Genomic DNA, 16,581 nt, shown 5'->3' with positions numbered 1-16,581 from the left:
CGCCTTTGGGCGCGTCGGGGGCGGGCGGGTGGGACGCGCCCAAAGGCGGCGCTCAGCCCGCGATAAGGCGACCACCCTCCAACCGCACCATGCGTGTCATCCGCGCCGCAAGTTCCAGGTTATGTGTGGCGATTACTGCCGACAGCCCGGTCTCTTGCACCAGGTTCACCAACGCCGCGAACACCCGATCCGCGGTATCGGGGTCCAGATTTCCGGTCGGCTCATCTGCCAACAACAGTTGCGGCGCGTTGGCCAGCGCCCGGCAAAACGCCACCCGCTGCTGCTCGCCCCCCGACAAGGCCGCTGGCCGATGCCCGGCACGTTCAGCCACACCAACCCGGTTCAACAAATCCTCCGCCCGCGCCCGTGCCGCCGCCGCTGAAACACCGTTCGCCAACTGTGGCAACACGATATTCTCCAATGCTGTGAACTCGGGCAGCAAATGGTGGAACTGATAGACAAATCCCACGTTCTGCCGCCGTATGGCCGTGCGCCGTCGGTCACCAAGGCCCGCGGCATCCTGGCCCGCAATGGCGACGCGCCCCGCATCCGCGCCATCCAGCAACCCTGCAATATGCAGCAAGGTGGACTTACCCGCCCCGGACGGCGCCACAAGGGCAACAATCTCACCCGGTGCAACCTGCAGATCAGCGCCACGCAGCACCACCAGCTCGTTGGGTTTCCCGCGGTTATAGGCCTTTTCAACGCCGGCAAGCTCCAACACCAGATCACTCATAGCGCAACGCCTCCACCGGGTTCATCCGCGCCGCGCGCCGGGCTGGAAAAATCGTGATGACAAAGGACAAAAACAACGACAATCCCACCGCTGATAACACATCGACCAATTGCAGTTTCGCCGGCAGCTTATAGATCCCGCGGATCGACGCATCCCAGACCCCGCCCCCCGAGGCACCGTTCACAAAGGCCAGGATCGCGTCGAAATAGGCCGCAAACAGGCAACCCAAGATTACCCCCAAAGCTGTACCCACCAGCCCCACCAGCGCACCGCACAAAAAGAAGACCCGCAGAACCGAACCCTCGCTCAGCCCCATCGTGCGCAAAATCCCAATGTCGCGCCCCTTGTTCTTCACCAGCATCACAAGGCCCGAGATGATGTTCATCGAGGCGATCAACACCAACACCGACATCAGCACGAACATCACCGTGTCTTCCACGTCCAGCGCCCGCAGGAACGAACTGGCACTGTCGCGCCACGTCCACAAAAGCGTGCGTTCGCCGCCCGCTTTCAACAGGTCAAGGCTGTAACCTTCAATCTGATCGGGATCTTCGACGATCACTTCGATCTCGTCGGCAACCCCCTCGCGGTTGAAATAGATTTGCGCCTCGGCAAAGGGCATGTAGACGCGGGTCTTGTCCACGTCGTAGCGCCCCGCCGAGAAGACATAGACCACCTCATAGGCTTTCACGCGTGGGCTGCGGCCCAGAGGGGTCTGAACACCGTTCGGCGAGATCAACTTGATCTTGTCACCGACGTCCACGCCCAGCGTTCGTGCGATGCCTGAACCGATGGCGATCCCTTCGTCAAACCGCTCGATATCCCCTTTGGCCGTTTCTTCACGCACAACGCCGGGAATTGTTTTCAGGTCTTCGGCCGCAATGCCGTACACCTCGACCCCGGCGTTCTGGCTGCGCAGATTGGCCATGACCTGCCCTTTGATCAAAGGCGCTGCGCGCAAAACACCCTCAACATCGGCAATACGCGCCGCCATGTCCTGATATTCGGTAATCACGCGGGTGGTTTGGCCGGTTTCGGTGACATAAACGGTGGAATACACGGTGACATGCGCGTTCACGCCCAGGATCGTGTCGACGAACTCGGCCCGAAACCCGGCCCGCACCGCCAACGTGATGATCAGGGCGGCAACCGCCAACATGATGCCGATCAGGCTGATCCAGGTCATCACGCTGACCCCGCCTTCGGCCCTGCGGGCGCGCAGGTAACGCCACGCGATCATCCATTCATACCGTGAAAACGGAGGGGTCTGCCCGGCCATGACGGCTCCTTTTATGGTTCACGCGGCAAACTGGGGCCGATCGCCCCGCAGGTCAAGCGCGACGGCGGAACGGTCGGCGAAGAAGGGCCGCCAAGGCACTGATAAGCCCCCACCCCGCCAAAAACCCGATCCCGGCACAGATCAGCCCATCGGTCGTCACCGGCACCGCCGGCTTGTAATCGTCCCATGTACGCCGCGCGAGGTCCACATCGGCAAATCGCCAGGGCTGCGACAACCGTTGCAGCGCAGTTTTACCCGACAAGGTGTCATAGTCGGCGCTCAGCCGGTCAAAGCGAACCAGACTGTTTACCAGGTTGTCCCGCAAGGTGGTCTGAAACTCGGTGCCGCGCTGCATCTGCGCCAGCGCCTCGTCGCGGGTCAGCCCCGCCGCCTTGGCCGAGATATCAAACCCCGTAGCCACGATCCGCAATTCGTCCACCGCGCCCGACAGCCGCTGCAGATATTGCTGCGAGAATTCAGGGAACTGCGACAGGCCCACTGCCCCTGACAACCCACCCACCATGGTCAGCATTCTAAGGATCATGCCCGCCTCCGATCGTTTAGATCTGCCTCAATTCGAGAATAGCGCTTGGATCAGGCTGCGATCAAGCGCGCCCATGGCATTCCCGTCTATACAAGCCTCGTAGGCGGCAAAGAACGACCACGTTTTGCCCCAACTGACAGTATAGCTGCCGCCGTTGCCTCTGCCGTCGCCAAAACACAACGATCCAAAATGCCAATGATTAAAACCGTTGCCGCTCGCACGTCCAATCATACCCATGCCGTAAAACGCCCCGCCGCCCATATCTGCCCGCGGCAAGTTGCCTGCATCCGAACGCACATGGGTGGAACGATGGAACCGGGCATAATCTTCAGCGGACATGCGCCAGCCGCCCCACGGCCCAAACGCGCCTGAAACTGGTGACAATTCGCCCGACGCGATACCCAGCGGTTTGAGCACCCGACGGGCGCAAAAACTGTCATAGGCTTCACCAGCCACAGCTCCGATTACCACGCCAAGGATGGCGTAATTCTCGTTGTTATAGGCAAAAGTTTTCGGCCCAAGCTTCTTGCGTTCCAAAGCGCGCTTCGTTGCCTTGCCCCAGCGGGGGCGCGGGTCAAATCGCCACCTCCCCATAGGTCTCTGGGTTTCGTCCGGCGTCAGGCCACTTGAATGGGTCAACAGCTGCGCGATCGTGATGTCACCGCCCTGTCCCAGCAGGTCTTGAAGCGTTGCATCAAAGGTCAGGCGGCTTTCATCGACGAGCGATTTAATGCAGGCGGCGGTGATGGATTTGGAAGTACTTTGCAGCTCGACCGGTTGATCGGCGGCGAATCCGCGTGCATAGCGCTTAACAACCTTGTCACCGCGCATAAGAACACCAACCGAAGGTGGGTTTCCAACGCTGTCCAACCAGCTATCGAAGAAGACACCTACCTTGGCCGTATCCGCCACAGCGGCCCCGGCCCCGATCACCATAGCCAAGGCAAGACGGAACGCACCTCGCCACAGCGCCCGCTTTGCCATTAGGTGTAAATCTCGATGATCCGCGCCACGGCGGCTTCGGGCGCCATCTCGACGCTTTCGCCGGTTTTGCGGCTGGTCAGTTCCACAACCCCGTTTTTCAGCCCCCGCGGGCCAACGGTGATGCGCCAGGGCAGCCCGATCAGGTCCATCGTTGCAAACTTGCCGCCGGCGCGTTCGTTGCGGTCGTCGTAAAGCGGATCCAGACCGGCATTGGTCAGCTGTTCATACAGCGCCTCGCAGGCCGCATCGGCCGCTTCGTCGCCCTGGCGCAGGTTCACGATGCCGCAATGGAACGGCGTCACGCCTTCGGGCCAGATGATGCCGTTGTCGTCATGGCTGGCCTCGATGATCGCGCCGATCAGGCGGCTGACGCCGATCCCGTGGCTGCCCATATGCACCGGCACCTGCTCCTGCTGGTCGTTGACCACGGTGGCGCCCATCGCCTCGGAATACTTGGTGCCGAAATAGAAGATCTGGCCCACCTCGATCCCGCGCGCGCTGCGGCGGCGATCCTCGGGTATCTCGTTAAACAGCGCTTCGTCATGGGTTTCATCGGTGCGGGCGTATTTGGTGGTGAACTCTTCCATGATCGACTGGCATTGCACCACATCGTCATAGTCGATCGCCCGGTCGCCAAAGCTCAGGTCGGTGACCGCGCTGTCATAAAACACCTCGGACTCGCCCGTTTCGGCCAGTACCAGGAACTCATGCGTGTCGTCGCCGCCGATGGGTCCACTGTCAGCGCGCATCGGGATGGCTTGCAGGCCCATCCGTTCAAACGTGCGCAAATAGGTCACCAGATGGCGGTTATAGGCGTGCAGCGCGGCTTCTTTCGTGAGGTCGAAGTTGTAGCCGTCCTTCATCAGGAACTCGCGCCCGCGCATCACGCCGAACCGCGGCCGGCGTTCATCGCGGAACTTCCACTGGATGTGATACAGCGTCAGCGGCAGGTCCTTGTAGCTGTTCACATAGGACCGGAAGATATCGGTGATCAGCTCTTCGTTGGTGGGGCCATACAACATGTCGCGCCCGTGCCGGTCGGTGATACGCAGCATCTCTTCGCCGTAATCGTCATACCGCCCGCTTTCGCGCCACAGATCGGCCGATTGCAGCGTCGGCATCAACAGCGGGATGTGGCCGGCACGCTGCTGTTCCTCATGCACGATCTGTTCCAGCTTTTGCAGCACTTTATAGCCCAGCGGCAGCCACGAATAGATCCCCGCCGACGATTGCCGGATCATGCCCGCGCGCAGCATCAGACGATGGCTGACAATCTGCGCCTCGGCGGGCGTTTCTTTCAGAACGGGCAGGAAATAGCGGCTCAGGCGCATTGGCGTCTCTTTTGCAAGTATTCAGTGGCTTTTTTGCCTTTTCGCCGATGTGATGTGCAATAGCAAGCGCCGCCAGCGGCTGTGCACATGGTGAAATGCGGCCACGATCCCACGCTTGCGCGCTTGGCGCGCCTTTCGCCGCCTTTCTTCTTCCATTTTCGTAAATGTTTCTTGTTCGGCGCGATAGGACGTGAACGGCTGCTCGGCTCGAATTTTTCCTGTAAATATTGGCATCATGACGCTTCTCCTGTAGCCTAAGTTTACGCTCAAACACGTGGCCGCGCCGCCACCACTTGCACAAGTAGGTTTGCAAAAATGAAAGCCAGCCTGGATGACATCGCCCTGTTTCTCGACGTTGCCAGCCATGGCGGGCTGGCAGGCGCGGCGCAGGTCAGTGGCACCTCGCAAGCCACGGTCAGCCGGCGTATGACGCGCCTGGAGCGGGATCTGGGCAAGCGGCTGTTCCTGCGCGGGCGACACGGGTATGCCCTGTCCGCCGAGGGGCGCGCCCTATTGCCTCTGGCCCGCGCCTTGCGGCAAAGCGGTCAGCAGGTGGAAGACTGGACACTGGCAGAGGCACGCCCGGCCCCCGTGCGCATTTCGGGCGGAACCTGGACGTCGCTTTGGATGGCCACCCGTATCGGGCAGGTCTGGCGGCCCGATCTCAACTGGGCGCCGGTCTTTGTGCCTTCGGAGGCCCGGCTGGACATCGCCCGCCGCGAAGTGGATATCGGCATTCGCAATGACAAGCCGACCCAGCCATGGCTGGCCGCGCAACCACTGCGCCATATCCATTACGCCGCCTTTGCCCGCGACGCCGCCTGCGGGGGGTGGATCACATCGGGCAATATCGCCCACCCCACCCCGTCGGCGCGATGGATTCGCGCGCAAGACGGCCCCGCCGCGCTGCATGCCGACGATCCTCGCCTCGCCGCGCAACTGGCACAGCAAGGGCTGGGCCGCGTCGTGTTGCCCACCTTCGCCGCCGGTCTGATCCCCGGCCTACAGCAGGTCAGCGACCCGATCGCGGATCTGTCTCACCGCGAATGGTTGGTCAGCCACCATGACGGTCGGCACGATCCCCCAACCCGAACCGCGCTGCGCGCTATTGCAACACTGGCGCGAGGCGCTTGAAACTTATGCGCCAATGGTCAAAGTAGGGCCAAGCAAGCGAGGGTTTCATGGCACTGCCGATTGACAAGCAACTCAGGTATTGGGGCATCGTGTTGGCGGTTATGCTGTTGGCACTTTGGTTTCTGGGCGGTGTGCTGTTGCCCTTCGTGATTGGGGCTGCAATCGCTTATTTCCTTGATCCCGTGGCAGATCGGTTAGAGATCATGGGGTTCAGCCGTGTCTGGGCCACGGTGACCATCACATTGATTGCATTGGTGATTTTCGTGATTATGGCGCTGGCCATCATCCCGTTGATGATCGACCAATCCCTGGCGCTGGTCAATATCGCCCCGCAAGCTGCCAGCGATCTGCAGGCCTATCTGACCGCGCGCTTTCCGTCCCTTGCCGACAGCGACAGCGTGATCCGGCAGTCTTTGCACTCGCTGGGCCAGACGATCCAGTCGCGCGGCGGCGAGCTGGTGAATGCAGTGGCCAATTCGGCCCTGTCGCTGCTGAATGTGCTGACGCTGGTGGTTCTGGTGCCGGTAATCACCTTCTACCTGTTGATGGATTGGGACCGGATGGTGGCAGAGATCGACGCGCTTTTGCCCCGCGACCACGCCCCGGTAATCCGCGATCTAGCTGGTCAGGTTGACCGCACATTGGCCAGTTTCATTCGCGGCCAAGGCATGGTTTGCGTGATCCAGGGCACGTTTTATGCCGTGGCGCTGATGATCGCGGGGCTGCAATTTGGTCTGATCGTCGGGTTCATCGCCGGGCTGATCTCGTTCATCCCCTATGTGGGCGCGCTGGTGGGCGGCGCATTGGCGCTGGGTCTGGCGGTGTTCCAATTCTGGGGCGATTGGCTGATGATCGGGGTGATCGGCGCCATCTTTGCCGCCGGACAAGTGATCGAGGGCAATTTCCTGACCCCCAAACTTGTGGGCGGCTCGGTTGGGTTGCACCCGGTCTGGCTGATCTTCGCGCTGTCGGTCTTTGGGTCGGCTTTCGGATTTGTCGGCATGTTGGTCGCTGTGCCCGTTGCGGCCTCCATCGGGGTGCTGATGCGGTTTGGCGTGGGGCGCTACATGCAAAGCCGCCTGTATCAGGGTCGCGGCACCACAGACGAATGACCGGTCAACAACTGCCCCTGAACCTGCCCCACCGCACCGCGTTGGAGCGCGGAGATTTTTTTGTCGCCGCCCCCAACGCCGTGGCCGTTGCGCAGATCGACGCCTGGCCCGACTGGCCGCAACGCAAACTGCTGTTGTTGGGCCCTGTGGGCGCGGGCAAGACACATCTGGCACATGTCTGGGCGGCGCAAACCGGTGCCTTGGTCTTTGATGCCAATATGCTTGCCCAGGCGGATATCGACGGGCTGGCTCAATGTGGCGCGGTTGTGGTCGAAGATTGCGACGCACTTGCCGGGAACCAACCCTGCGAAGAGCAATTGTTTCACCTGCATAACTTGCTTTTGGCCGAAGGCGGCAGCCTGTTGATGACCGGCCGCAACGCGCCGAAACTCTGGCCGTTTGTCCTGCCCGATCTGGCCAGCCGTATTCAGGGCACCGCCGCTGTCACGCTGCAGGCACCTGACGACACGCTTCTGGCGGAAGTGCTGAAGAAACTGCTGGCCGACCGGCAACTGACGGTTGCCGATGGCTTGATCCCTTACCTGTTGGGACGGATGGAGCGGTCTTTCGCTGCTGCCCAATGGGTGGTCGATGCATTGGACCGACAGGCACTGGCAGAAAATCGCAAAGTAACCACACGTTTGGCCGCGCAGATACTGGACAATCCCAAGGGTTCTGCCCCATAAACTGCGCCTCTTTTTAAGGTTTCCTGCCCCCATGATCTCGCCTGCTGATTTCCTGAAATCCCCTTTGCCTGCCCCGATCGACGTGCCCGAAACGCACCGCACCGGCCCCAAACGGTTCGGCAATCGCGAGCTCAGCTGGCTGGGTTTCAACTGGCGTGTGCTGGACGAGGCCCGCAACCCCCGCGTGCCCTTGCTGGAACGGTTGCGGTTTGTGTCAATCTCGGCGACCAATCTGGACGAGTTTTATACCGTCCGTGTTGCGGGGCTGCGGGAACTGGCGCGCAAGGGGGTAACCACGCCCGCCGCCGACGGTCTGACACCGCACGAACAGTTGCGCCTGATCGACAAGGACGCGCGCAAGCTGATGCAGGCGCAACAGACCGTCTGGAACCAGCTCAAGCGCGAGATCGAGGCCGAGGGCATTCAGATCCTAAGCCCGTCAAAGTTGACCAAGGCCGACAAGGGCCATCTGGCCGAATACTTCCTGCAAGGGGTCTTCCCGATGCTATCGCCACTGGCGATTGACCCGGCGCACCCTTTCCCGTTTATCGCCAATACCGGATTTTGCCTTGCGCTGCAGCTTGAGCGCAAAAAAGACGGCCGACCCCTGCGCGCCATCCTGCCCATCCCGGCCCAGACCAACCGCTTTGTCCCCCTGCCCGATCGCAACGGCAACAAGCGTTTCTTGCCATTGGAAGACCTGCTGGTGATGCATATCGACCAGTTGTTCCCCGGCTATGCCCCCACCGGCAGCTGTACGTTCCGCGTTCTGCGTGACAGCGATCTGGAGGTCGAGGAAGAGGCCGAAGACCTGGTACGCGAATTCGAGGTTGCCCTGAAACGCCGCCGCCGCGGTGAGGTGGTGCGCCTGAAGATGTCAGCAGGCGCGCCCGAGGACCTGCGCCGTGTGATCGTGTCGGAACTGGACATCACCGAGGCCGAAGTGGTCGAGGTGCGCGGGTTGATTGGGGTTGGCGACCTGTCGGAACTGGTGGTCGACGACAGGCCCGACCTTTTGTGGCCCGCCTTTGCGCCGCGTGTGCCCGAACGGGTGCAGGACCACGACGGCGACATGTTCGCCGCGATCAAGCAGAAAGACATGCTGCTGCATCACCCTTACGAGACCTTCGACATGGTGGTGCGGTTCCTGCAACAGGCCGCGCGCGACCCCGACGTGGTGGCGATCAAACAGACGCTTTACCGCACCTCGAAGAACTCGCCGATTGTCGAGGCACTGTGCGAGGCCGCCGAGGATGGCAAATCGGTCACCGCGCTGGTGGAGCTTAAGGCGCGTTTCGACGAGGCCGCGAACATCCGTCAGTCGCGCCGTCTGGAGCGATCCGGTGCGCACGTGACCTATGGTTTCATCAACTACAAGACCCACGCCAAAATCTCGACCGTGGTGCGGCGCGAGGGCGATCAGCTGGTGACCTATACCCATTACGGCACCGGCAACTATCACCCGATCACTGCCAAGATCTACACCGATCTGTCGTTTTTCACCTGCGACCCGGCGCTGGGGCGCGACGCGACCAAAGTGTTCAACTATGTCGGTGGCTATGCCGAGCCGGACGGGTTGGAAAACCTGTCCATCTCGCCCCATTCGATGAAATCCACCCTGATCGACTGTATCCGCCGCGAGGCCGAGTTTGCCCGCAACGGTCGCCCGGCCGAGATCTGGGGCAAGGTGAACTCGTTGATCGAGCCCGACATGATCGACGCGTTCTACGAGGCCAGCCAGGCCGGCGTGAAGATCAACCTGGTGATCCGCGGCATCTGCGGGCTGCGGCCCGGCATCAAGGGGTTGTCGGACAATATCCGGGTGAAATCGGTGGTGGGCCGTTATCTGGAGCATTCGCGCATCGCGTGCTTTGGCAATGGCCACGGGCTGCCGTCGAAAAAGGCGCGGGTGTTCTTTTCCTCGGCCGACTGGATGGGGCGCAACCTGAACCGGCGCGTCGAAACGCTGATCGATGTCAAGAACCCCACCGTCAAGGCACAGATCGTCAGCCAGATCATGGCCGCCAACCTGGCCGATACCGAACAAAGCTGGGTGATGAACGCGGATAACAGCTATACCCGCCACCCGGTCAACGGCAACGGCTTCAATTGCCACCGGTTCTTCATGGAAAACCCATCGCTGTCGGGCCGGGGATCAGCGGGCGCTGCCGACGTGCCGAAACTGGCGCATTCCAAGGATTGACGCGGGCCACCGCGTCCGGGCAAGATCAGATAAAAAACAAGGGGATATGCCAATGAGCGGCGAGATGGCTGCCGAGGCCCACGAAGATTGGGGCCCGTTTGGCGAACCAATTTTCGAAAGCCCCTCGGCCCGGGCCTTGTCACGGGTCGGCGTTGTGGATGTCGGCTCGAACTCGGTTCGATTGGTGGTGTTTGACGGCGCTGCACGCAGCCCCGCGTATTTTTTTAACGAAAAGCTCATGTGCGGCCTGGGTGCCGGGTTGTCTGAAACCGGGCGGCTGAACCCCAAGGGACGCGAACGCGCGTTGGAGGCACTGCGCCGGTTTGCTTTGCTGGCCGAGGGCATGGGCGCCTCGCCCATGACAGTGATCGCCACCGCCGCCATGCGCGAGGCCAAGGATGGCCCTGACTTTGTGAAACAGGTCAAAAAGGAAACCGGCCTGCGCATGTGGGTCATCGACGGCAAGGAAGAGGCCCGCCTGACCGCGCAGGGCGTTTTGTTGGGCTGGCCCGGTGCCGACGGGATCGTGTGCGATATCGGCGGCTCGTCGATGGAGCTGGCACAGGTGCGCGACGGTGGGGTTGGCAAACGCGAAACGTCCCCCCTTGGCCCGCTGAAACTGGCCGGTGTTCAGGGTGGCAACAAGGCAGTGTCCAAAGTCATCCGGTCCGAGGTGAACAAATTGGTCAAGGCCGTCGGCAATCACCGGCGATTGTACCTTGTGGGCGGTTCGTGGCGCGCAATCGCGCGATTGGATATGGAGCGGCGCGGCTATCCACTGTTGGTTTTGCACGATTATCATATGACGCCCAAAGCCATCCGCGAAACAATCAAATGGATTGGACAGAACGATCTGGAAGAACTGCGCACACGCACCGGCACCTCGGCAACGCGTATGGCGCTGGTCCCGATGGCCTGCGAGGTTCTGGAGACGCTGATCGACCGGCTGAAGCCCGAGGACATCTTTGTCTCAAGCTATGGGGTGCGCGAGGGCCTGCTTTATGAACAGATGTCCGATGAACAGCGCCGGCGCGATCCCCTGATCGAGGCCTGCCAATTCGCCGAGGCCTCTTCGTCGCGCATCCCTGGTTTTGGTCGCAGGCTTTATGACTTTGTCCGCCCTGTTTTTGCCGATGCCGTCCCCGAGCAACGCCGCCTCGCCCGTGCCGCCTGCCTGCTGCACGACACTGCATGGCGCGCGCATCCCGATTACCGGCACGAGGTTTGCTTCGACAACGCCACGCGCGCCAACCTGGGCGGCTTGGACCATCAGGGCCGCGTGTTCCTTGGGTTGGCCTTGCTGCACCGTTACAAGAACAACCGCGAGGGCACCCGGTTCGAAGCGATGTTCAGCCTTTTGGACAAAGACCACCTGCGCATGGCCGAGACACTGGGCAAAGCGATGCGGTTTGGGGCCATGTTCACCATGAAGAACCCCGAACAGATGGCCACCCTGCACCCGCGTCCGGATGAGGGCGTATTGGAATTGCAGCTCAGCGGTGATGCGCTGGGGCTTTTTGGCGAAGTGGCCGAGGCACGGTTTCAGTCGCTGGCCCGCGCGATGGACCTGCGCACCATGGTCACGGTGACCAAGGCCGGCTAGATCTCGATATCTGGCGCCTGTTCGGGAAGGGTTTGCATCTCGGACGGGGACTTCCGGCGGATGATAATGTCGCCATTAGGCAGACGCTCGGGCATGTGATAGGCATCCAGATTGTCGATCATGCCCAGCAATTCCTGCATCGCCGGTTCCATCTGCTGCATCAGTTGACGCATGGCTGGTTCGACATTGTCGGTCAGTTCGCGCAGGGCCGGTTCCATTTCGTCTGCGAGGCCGCGCATGAATAATTGCGCGCCCTGCTCCAGCAGCGACAAACCTTCGCGCATGTCACCCTCGGCCCGCGCCGCACCCGTGGTTGCCAAAGCCACTGCACCAATAATAAGAACCTGTTTCATGTGCATATCATAGCCCATTTCGCTTCCATTCCAAAGCTCAGAGGTTCAGGTCAACCGAAACCGGGAAGTGATCGGACGCAGTCAACAGAGCTTCGCGCAGTTCGGGCATGGCATAGCAATCGGGGTCATCAAATGGATGCCAGATACGCCAGTTGGGTGCGCGTTGCCGCAAGTCAGGCGAGACCATGACATAGTCCAGCAAAGCCGAGAGATATCGTTTTTGATCAGACAGATAGAACCGGGCGCTGGCCAGGAACGCCGTCGCGCGACCCTGCAGGATCATCCGCGCATGCGGATCGAACAGACGATGGCCGGCATCCTCCAACGCGGTGCCCAACACAATCTCGACCCCCGACCGGCCAAACAGCTTTTCATATTCGTCCAGCCCGGGGCCGTCGTTGAAATCACCCAGCACGATCAGCGGATCACCGCCCAAAAGGTGGCCGGTCACCCGCTGACGCAGCCAGATGCACTGTGCCAATTGCTTGCGGCGGTTCTGAATTGAAATGCGGATCTCATCCTCGCGCGATTTTGCGCCATGCGGGGCCTTGGACTTGGCATGCACCCCGATCATCCGAAAGGCAAAACCGTCCTTGGTTTCCATCGCCAGTTCCAACGGAGGTTTCGACCAGCGGATGGGCTCGGGCGCTGCATCCACGTCAAGGTCCCACCGAAAAACGCTGTCAAAACGCGGGGCATCGGAATTGCCCTTTTTGCCGGTCTCCATCCCGATGGGGTCGTGGCGCGCGGTCAGTTTGTCAGGGTCGTAAAGCAGCGCGATTTCCTGCTGCGTCTCGTTGCCGAACCCGATGACCGCTTTGCGGGCACGAATGCCAGCAAAGGTTGCAAATTGCTCCAAAGCCGGGACGGTGGCCCGGCGGCTTCCCTGATCCGGCGCTTCAACGACCATGACAGCGTCGGCATCTAACGCGTTGAAAACAATACCAAGCGAGGCAATCTGATCGCGTCGCGTCACATTCCAGCGTGCCGACCACTCGCCATCATCCAGCAACTGCCCCTGATCATCGAATAGCGCGTTGAACCATTCGACATTGTAGGTGGCAATCCTCAAGCGGCGCGTTCCTGTTGGATTTCTTCCCAGGCACGGTTCACGGCGATCAGGCGCGCCTCGGCCATCTTGATGGCTTCTTCGGGCACACCACGCGCTACCAGCCGGTCGGGGTGCGATTCGCGCACTGTGTGCCGCCATGCCGCCCGGATATCGGCCATGGGTGTTTCCGGCGTAACGCGCAGTACCGAATAGGGGTCAGGATCGGCATCCGGTACAAACCGTGTTTTCAATGACCGGAAACAGGGCTGCGCAATGCCCAGAATATCGGACACTCGGGTCAGAAACTCATCTTCGTTCGGGTGATACTCACCATCTGCCACGGCGATGTAGAACAGCCCCTCAACCAGATCGACCAGCGGCTGGTATTCGTCGCCGAACATCCGCTTGATCCGCTGCGCGTATTCTTCGTACCCGGCCACGTCCTGGCGGGCCAGGTTGAACACCTTGGCCGCCGAATCCATCGCGTGCGGCGGAATGTCGAACACTTCGCGAAAGGCCGTGACCTCGTCGCGGGTCACCTGCCCGTCCGCCTTTGCCATTTTCGCGCCAAGGGCGATCACGGCAATGGTAAAACCCACGGATTTCTCAGGGCTCGACCGCAAACGGTCGAACACTTCAGTCAGCGATTCGCCCTGCGCAAGGGCAGAGACAGCGTCGGCAATGCGGTTCCAGATCGACATGATCACAATCTAGTGGCTCAATCGCCGCTTGTCAGGGCGACAAATGGACAATTTTTTGCACGAGCACGAGATCGAGCCATTGGCCCGCTTTGCGCCCAACATGCGGCATATGGCCGGTTTGGCTGTACCCCCGGGCCAGATGGAACCGCAAACCGGCGGAGTTGGTGCCACTCAGCGCGCCGACCAGAACGTGGATACCTTGCTGCGCGGCGCGGTGTTCCAACGCATCCATCAAGGCGCGACCTGCCCCCTGCCCCTGCGCATCCGGCGACAGATAAACCGTATGCTCGGCGGTATGCGCATAACCCGGACCGCCCCGAAACGGTCCATACGTGGCAAACCCCCGAACCCGATCGTCACATGCAACCAGACATGGCCCCCGTCGGATGCGGTCTGCAATTTCCGCAACGGTCTTTTCAACGGTGGTGAATGTCGACAGGCCGTCGCGGATCTCGGCGTTCCAGATTTCAGCGATGGCCGGGGCGTCGCCGGATGTGGCATCGCGAATGGTCAGCTGATCCAAACGCTGCCTCCTGGTGTTTCGATCTGCGCCCGCAGCTGTTTTGCCGGGCCTTTCAACACCACGATTCGCGGGTCCAAAACATGGTCCAGCGCAACCGTCAGTGCCGCTGCGTCGGGATGGATCACCTCCAGCCGCGTCAGGCGGCAGCCGCGGTCGGGCAATCGTTCCGCCGGGTGCTGGACATCGGGCGGCCAGCTGAGCAAGGCCGGCGCCGCGCCGTCAAAGGCAATCCGCCCATCCTCTGGCACCGCCATCTGCCAGCGCAGGTCCCCCCGGGACAATTCCAGCACCGGGGTTTCGTCGAATCCCAACGCGCCCTGTACCGCCTCGGCGTCATCGCATCTGAGCGCCCAATGGCTGAGGCGCGGCGGCCCCGCAAACCGGTCCAGATCGAACCACCGTGGCCGCCCCGGCGCGGGGGCCGAGGGATTGACCGCGATCACCTCGAAATATTCTGCCGGGCCCAAGGACAGCAGCCGGTTATGCGTACCGAACTTCGGGTGTTGCCCCCCGGGTTCCAGCGGCACCCCCAACAGGTGCTCGATGGCTGTGGCGCCTTGTTCAAGATCGGTACAACTGACCACCAAATGGTCCATTCGCAAGGAACGCGGCATCTCTTACCCCTCTGCCGGTGGTTGCCAAAGTTCAATCGGCGTGCCCTCGGGGTCATAGATCCGGGCAAAATCGCCATAGGGCGTGCCGATCCAGTCGTCCTGCTGCGTCACGTCGATCCCGGCAGCGCGCAGATCGCCCATCAGCGCGGCCAGGTCGGCAACCTTGAGGTTGATCATCCACTGCTTGCCCTCGGGCCAATAGTCAGTGTCGTCCTTGAAGGGCGCAAAAACAGCCGGGCCTGCCGGTTGCGGCCATGGCTCGATCGAGGGCACGCCAAGATAGGTGCGATACCATTCCATCAACGCATCCGGGTTGCGCGACCGAAAGAAGATGCCGCCAATACCGCTCACTTGTGCCATTTCGCCGCCTTTTATCGGTTTTGCCCGGGATTTCGGGCAGGTGCGACAAAGTTTACGCCGCTTTTGGTCCAAATCCATTTGAAAAGCGCGCCGCATGTGCCATTTCGTTCATAAGGATTTTTGTCAGATAAGGATAACTCCATGCTTTTGCGCGCTATTGACCGGTTTTTCAGCCACGAGGCCTCGGGCGGCTTGTTGCTGATGTTCTCGGCCATTGCGGCTTTGTTGGTGGCCAACTCGACGTTTCAGCCGCTCTATGATGGGGCCCTCGGCAGCTACCTGGCGGTGACAATCAATGGGGACGGCCTGAACAAACCCATCCTTCTGTGGATCAATGACGGGTTGATGGCCGTGTTTTTCTTTCTGATCGGGCTGGAGCTTAAGCGCGAGATGCTGGAAGGCAAGCTGAAGAACCCGCGCGACGTGGTGCTGCCCGGCATGGCGGCCGTGGGTGGCATGCTTGTGCCCGCCGCGATCTATCTGGCATTGAACTGGGGGAACCCGGCGACCATCGGCGGCTGGGCCATCCCGGCGGCCACGGATATTGCCTTTGCTCTTGGCGTTTTGGCTTTGATCGGCACGCGCGCGCCGTCTTCGCTGAAGGTGTTTCTGCTGACGCTGGCCATTCTGGACGATATGGGCGCAATCCTGATCATCGCGCTATTTTATACCAGCGAGCTGAAGGTGGACTATTTGCTATATGCGCTGGTGCCACTGGCGATCATGATCATTCGTCAGCAACGCGGGGCGCACCGTATGGCGCCAACACTGTTGTTGGGTGTGGTGATGTGGGTTTTCGTGCTGAAATCCGGCGTACATGCGACCCTCGCGGGCGTGATCACCGCCTTCTGCATCCCGCTGAAGGACAAATGGGGCAAGTCGCCCCTGCATGCGATCGAACATGGTCTGAGCCCGTATGTTTTTTACGCCATTGTGCCCATTTTTGCGTTCGCCAATTCGGGCGTGGTTCTGACCGGTCTGACCCTTAATGACCTTCTGGCACCGTTGCCTCTGGGCATTGCGCTGGGTCTGTTTGTGGGCAAGCAGATCGGCGTGTTTGGATTGACCTGGGTGATGGTGAAAACAGGCCTGGCGCGTCTGCCGCACGGGGCCAACTGGTTGCATATCTATGGCGTGGCCTGTCTGGCGGGGATCGGGTTCACCATGTCACTGTTCATCGGTTCGCTTAGCTTCACAACAGCGGCCGAGATGAACGGTGTGCGCCTTGGTGTTCTGCTGGGTTCGATCCTGTCCGGGATCGTTGGCTATGCGGTTCTGCGCTTTGCCCCGCAAGAACAGCCGGACGAACCCGAAGCCGTCGCCGCCTGATCCGGTTCTGTTACCAAAAGGAATCCCCTGCCCCATGC

18 protein-coding genes are annotated in these 16,581 nt (G+C 61.1%); 6 read left to right on the top strand and 12 right to left on the bottom strand.

The window, feature by feature from the left end; genetic code table 11:
* Window positions 1–52 precede the first annotated feature (52 nt).
* From ACMU_RS04500 to ACMU_RS19200, 6 genes are read right to left on the bottom strand one after another with little or no spacing between them, the layout of a single operon-like run.
* Window positions 53–736, bottom strand: a complete 684-nt coding sequence (locus tag ACMU_RS04500; protein WP_035256621.1) for an ABC transporter ATP-binding protein — start codon at window positions 734–736, stop codon at window positions 53–55.
* Window positions 729–2,015 (bottom strand): lipoprotein-releasing ABC transporter permease subunit, encoded by a 1,287-nt coding sequence (locus ACMU_RS04495; RefSeq protein WP_035256619.1) that lies wholly within the window; start codon window positions 2,013–2,015, stop codon window positions 729–731. Before ACMU_RS04495 ends, ACMU_RS04500 begins: the two co-directional genes overlap by 8 nt.
* 52 nt (window positions 2,016–2,067) lie before the next feature.
* Window positions 2,068–2,559, bottom strand: coding sequence for a DUF2937 family protein (locus ACMU_RS04490; protein WP_035256616.1), 492 nt, complete (start codon window positions 2,557–2,559; stop codon window positions 2,068–2,070).
* Window positions 2,560–2,586: 27 nt separating this feature from the next.
* Window positions 2,587–3,543 carry a serine hydrolase domain-containing protein gene (locus ACMU_RS04485; protein ID WP_035256614.1) on the bottom strand — a complete coding sequence of 319 codons (957 nt, stop codon included), beginning with the start codon at window positions 3,541–3,543 and terminating at the stop codon, window positions 2,587–2,589.
* On the bottom strand, window positions 3,543–4,874 hold the full coding sequence (gene proS / locus ACMU_RS04480; protein WP_035256612.1) for a proline--tRNA ligase: 1,332 nt from the start codon (window positions 4,872–4,874) through the stop codon (window positions 3,543–3,545). Before proS ends, ACMU_RS04485 begins: the two co-directional genes overlap by 1 nt.
* Before the next feature lie 21 nt (window positions 4,875–4,895).
* Entirely contained in the window at window positions 4,896–5,111 is a 216-nt protein-coding gene (locus ACMU_RS19200; protein ID WP_152544507.1) for a hypothetical protein, read from the bottom strand.
* 78 nt (window positions 5,112–5,189) lie between these two features.
* Between ACMU_RS19200 and ACMU_RS04475 the strand changes: the two genes are divergently transcribed.
* Genes ACMU_RS04475 through ACMU_RS04455 form a run of 5 tightly spaced genes read left to right on the top strand, consistent with a single transcriptional unit; the run spans window position 5,190 to window position 11,612 of the window.
* Window positions 5,190–6,008, top strand: coding sequence for a LysR family transcriptional regulator (locus ACMU_RS04475; RefSeq protein WP_035256609.1), 819 nt, complete (start codon window positions 5,190–5,192; stop codon window positions 6,006–6,008).
* 47 nt (window positions 6,009–6,055) lie between these two features.
* A complete protein-coding gene (locus ACMU_RS04470; RefSeq protein WP_035256607.1) occupies window positions 6,056–7,120 on the top strand; it encodes an AI-2E family transporter in 1,065 nt (354 codons plus the stop codon).
* Window positions 7,117–7,806, top strand: coding sequence for an HdaA/DnaA family protein (locus ACMU_RS04465; protein ID WP_035256606.1), 690 nt, complete (start codon window positions 7,117–7,119; stop codon window positions 7,804–7,806). The genes ACMU_RS04470 and ACMU_RS04465 overlap by 4 nt, the downstream gene beginning before the upstream one ends.
* A 34-nt stretch (window positions 7,807–7,840) precedes the next feature.
* Window positions 7,841–10,009, top strand: coding sequence for an RNA degradosome polyphosphate kinase (locus ACMU_RS04460; protein ID WP_035257481.1), 2,169 nt, complete (start codon window positions 7,841–7,843; stop codon window positions 10,007–10,009).
* A gap of 46 nt (window positions 10,010–10,055) precedes the next feature.
* A complete protein-coding gene (locus ACMU_RS04455) occupies window positions 10,056–11,612 on the top strand; it encodes a Ppx/GppA family phosphatase (RefSeq protein WP_407636987.1) in 1,557 nt (518 codons plus the stop codon).
* On the opposite strand, the gene ACMU_RS04450 is transcribed toward ACMU_RS04455, so the two are convergent.
* The 6 genes from ACMU_RS04450 to ACMU_RS04425 are packed head-to-tail and all read right to left on the bottom strand — an operon-like array spanning window position 11,609 to window position 15,214.
* On the bottom strand, window positions 11,609–11,965 hold the full coding sequence (locus tag ACMU_RS04450; protein WP_035257477.1) for a hypothetical protein: 357 nt from the start codon (window positions 11,963–11,965) through the stop codon (window positions 11,609–11,611). The two genes, ACMU_RS04455 and ACMU_RS04450, sit on opposite strands and share 4 nt — an antisense overlap.
* A 37-nt stretch (window positions 11,966–12,002) precedes the next feature.
* Complete coding sequence (locus ACMU_RS04445) at window positions 12,003–13,037, bottom strand: endonuclease/exonuclease/phosphatase family protein (RefSeq protein ID WP_035256604.1); 1,035 nt, start codon at window positions 13,035–13,037, stop codon at window positions 12,003–12,005.
* Window positions 13,034–13,717: a molecular chaperone DjiA gene (locus ACMU_RS04440; RefSeq protein ID WP_035257476.1), complete on the bottom strand. Its 684-nt coding sequence runs from the start codon at window positions 13,715–13,717 to the stop codon at window positions 13,034–13,036. Before ACMU_RS04440 ends, ACMU_RS04445 begins: the two co-directional genes overlap by 4 nt.
* A 31-nt stretch (window positions 13,718–13,748) precedes the next feature.
* On the bottom strand, window positions 13,749–14,240 hold the full coding sequence (locus ACMU_RS04435; RefSeq protein WP_328286651.1) for a GNAT family N-acetyltransferase: 492 nt from the start codon (window positions 14,238–14,240) through the stop codon (window positions 13,749–13,751).
* Complete coding sequence (locus ACMU_RS04430) at window positions 14,228–14,854, bottom strand: VOC family protein (protein WP_035256601.1); 627 nt, start codon at window positions 14,852–14,854, stop codon at window positions 14,228–14,230. Before ACMU_RS04430 ends, ACMU_RS04435 begins: the two co-directional genes overlap by 13 nt.
* 3 nt (window positions 14,855–14,857) lie before the next feature.
* Window positions 14,858–15,214: a VOC family protein gene (locus ACMU_RS04425; protein WP_035257473.1), complete on the bottom strand. Its 357-nt coding sequence runs from the start codon at window positions 15,212–15,214 to the stop codon at window positions 14,858–14,860.
* A gap of 141 nt (window positions 15,215–15,355) precedes the next feature.
* Between ACMU_RS04425 and nhaA the strand changes: the two genes are divergently transcribed.
* Window positions 15,356–16,543, top strand: coding sequence for a Na+/H+ antiporter NhaA (gene nhaA, locus ACMU_RS04420; RefSeq protein WP_035256599.1), 1,188 nt, complete (start codon window positions 15,356–15,358; stop codon window positions 16,541–16,543).
* The last annotated feature ends 38 nt before the right edge of the window (window positions 16,544–16,581 follow it).

The organism is Actibacterium mucosum KCTC 23349 (assembly GCF_000647975.1).
Lineage (GTDB): Bacteria > Pseudomonadota > Alphaproteobacteria > Rhodobacterales > Rhodobacteraceae > Actibacterium > Actibacterium mucosum.
The sequence above is the reverse complement of the archived record's forward strand: the minus strand, read 5'-3'. Positions and strand labels throughout refer to the sequence as shown.

Excerpts from the sequence above, each read along its gene's own strand:
- ACMU_RS04500 (WP_035256621.1), bottom strand. The coding sequence starts at position 736 with ATGAGTGATCTGGTGTTGGAGCTTGCCGGCGTTGAAAAGGCCTATAAC.
- ACMU_RS04495 (WP_035256619.1), bottom strand. The coding sequence starts at position 2,015 with ATGGCCGGGCAGACCCCTCCGTTTTCACGGTATGAATGGATGATCGCG.
- ACMU_RS04490 (WP_035256616.1), bottom strand. The coding sequence starts at position 2,559 with ATGATCCTTAGAATGCTGACCATGGTGGGTGGGTTGTCAGGGGCAGTG.
- ACMU_RS04485 (WP_035256614.1), bottom strand. The coding sequence starts at position 3,543 with ATGGCAAAGCGGGCGCTGTGGCGAGGTGCGTTCCGTCTTGCCTTGGCT.
- proS (WP_035256612.1), bottom strand. The coding sequence starts at position 4,874 with ATGCGCCTGAGCCGCTATTTCCTGCCCGTTCTGAAAGAAACGCCCGCC.
- ACMU_RS19200 (WP_152544507.1), bottom strand. The coding sequence starts at position 5,111 with ATGATGCCAATATTTACAGGAAAAATTCGAGCCGAGCAGCCGTTCACG.
- ACMU_RS04475 (WP_035256609.1), top strand. The coding sequence starts at position 5,190 with ATGAAAGCCAGCCTGGATGACATCGCCCTGTTTCTCGACGTTGCCAGC.
- ACMU_RS04470 (WP_035256607.1), top strand. The coding sequence starts at position 6,056 with ATGGCACTGCCGATTGACAAGCAACTCAGGTATTGGGGCATCGTGTTG.
- ACMU_RS04465 (WP_035256606.1), top strand. The coding sequence starts at position 7,117 with ATGACCGGTCAACAACTGCCCCTGAACCTGCCCCACCGCACCGCGTTG.
- ACMU_RS04455 (WP_407636987.1), top strand. The coding sequence starts at position 10,056 with ATGCCAATGAGCGGCGAGATGGCTGCCGAGGCCCACGAAGATTGGGGC.
- ACMU_RS04450 (WP_035257477.1), bottom strand. The coding sequence starts at position 11,965 with ATGAAACAGGTTCTTATTATTGGTGCAGTGGCTTTGGCAACCACGGGT.
- ACMU_RS04440 (WP_035257476.1), bottom strand. The coding sequence starts at position 13,717 with ATGTCGATCTGGAACCGCATTGCCGACGCTGTCTCTGCCCTTGCGCAG.
- ACMU_RS04430 (WP_035256601.1), bottom strand. The coding sequence starts at position 14,854 with ATGCCGCGTTCCTTGCGAATGGACCATTTGGTGGTCAGTTGTACCGAT.
- ACMU_RS04425 (WP_035257473.1), bottom strand. The coding sequence starts at position 15,214 with ATGGCACAAGTGAGCGGTATTGGCGGCATCTTCTTTCGGTCGCGCAAC.
- nhaA (WP_035256599.1), top strand. The coding sequence starts at position 15,356 with ATGCTTTTGCGCGCTATTGACCGGTTTTTCAGCCACGAGGCCTCGGGC.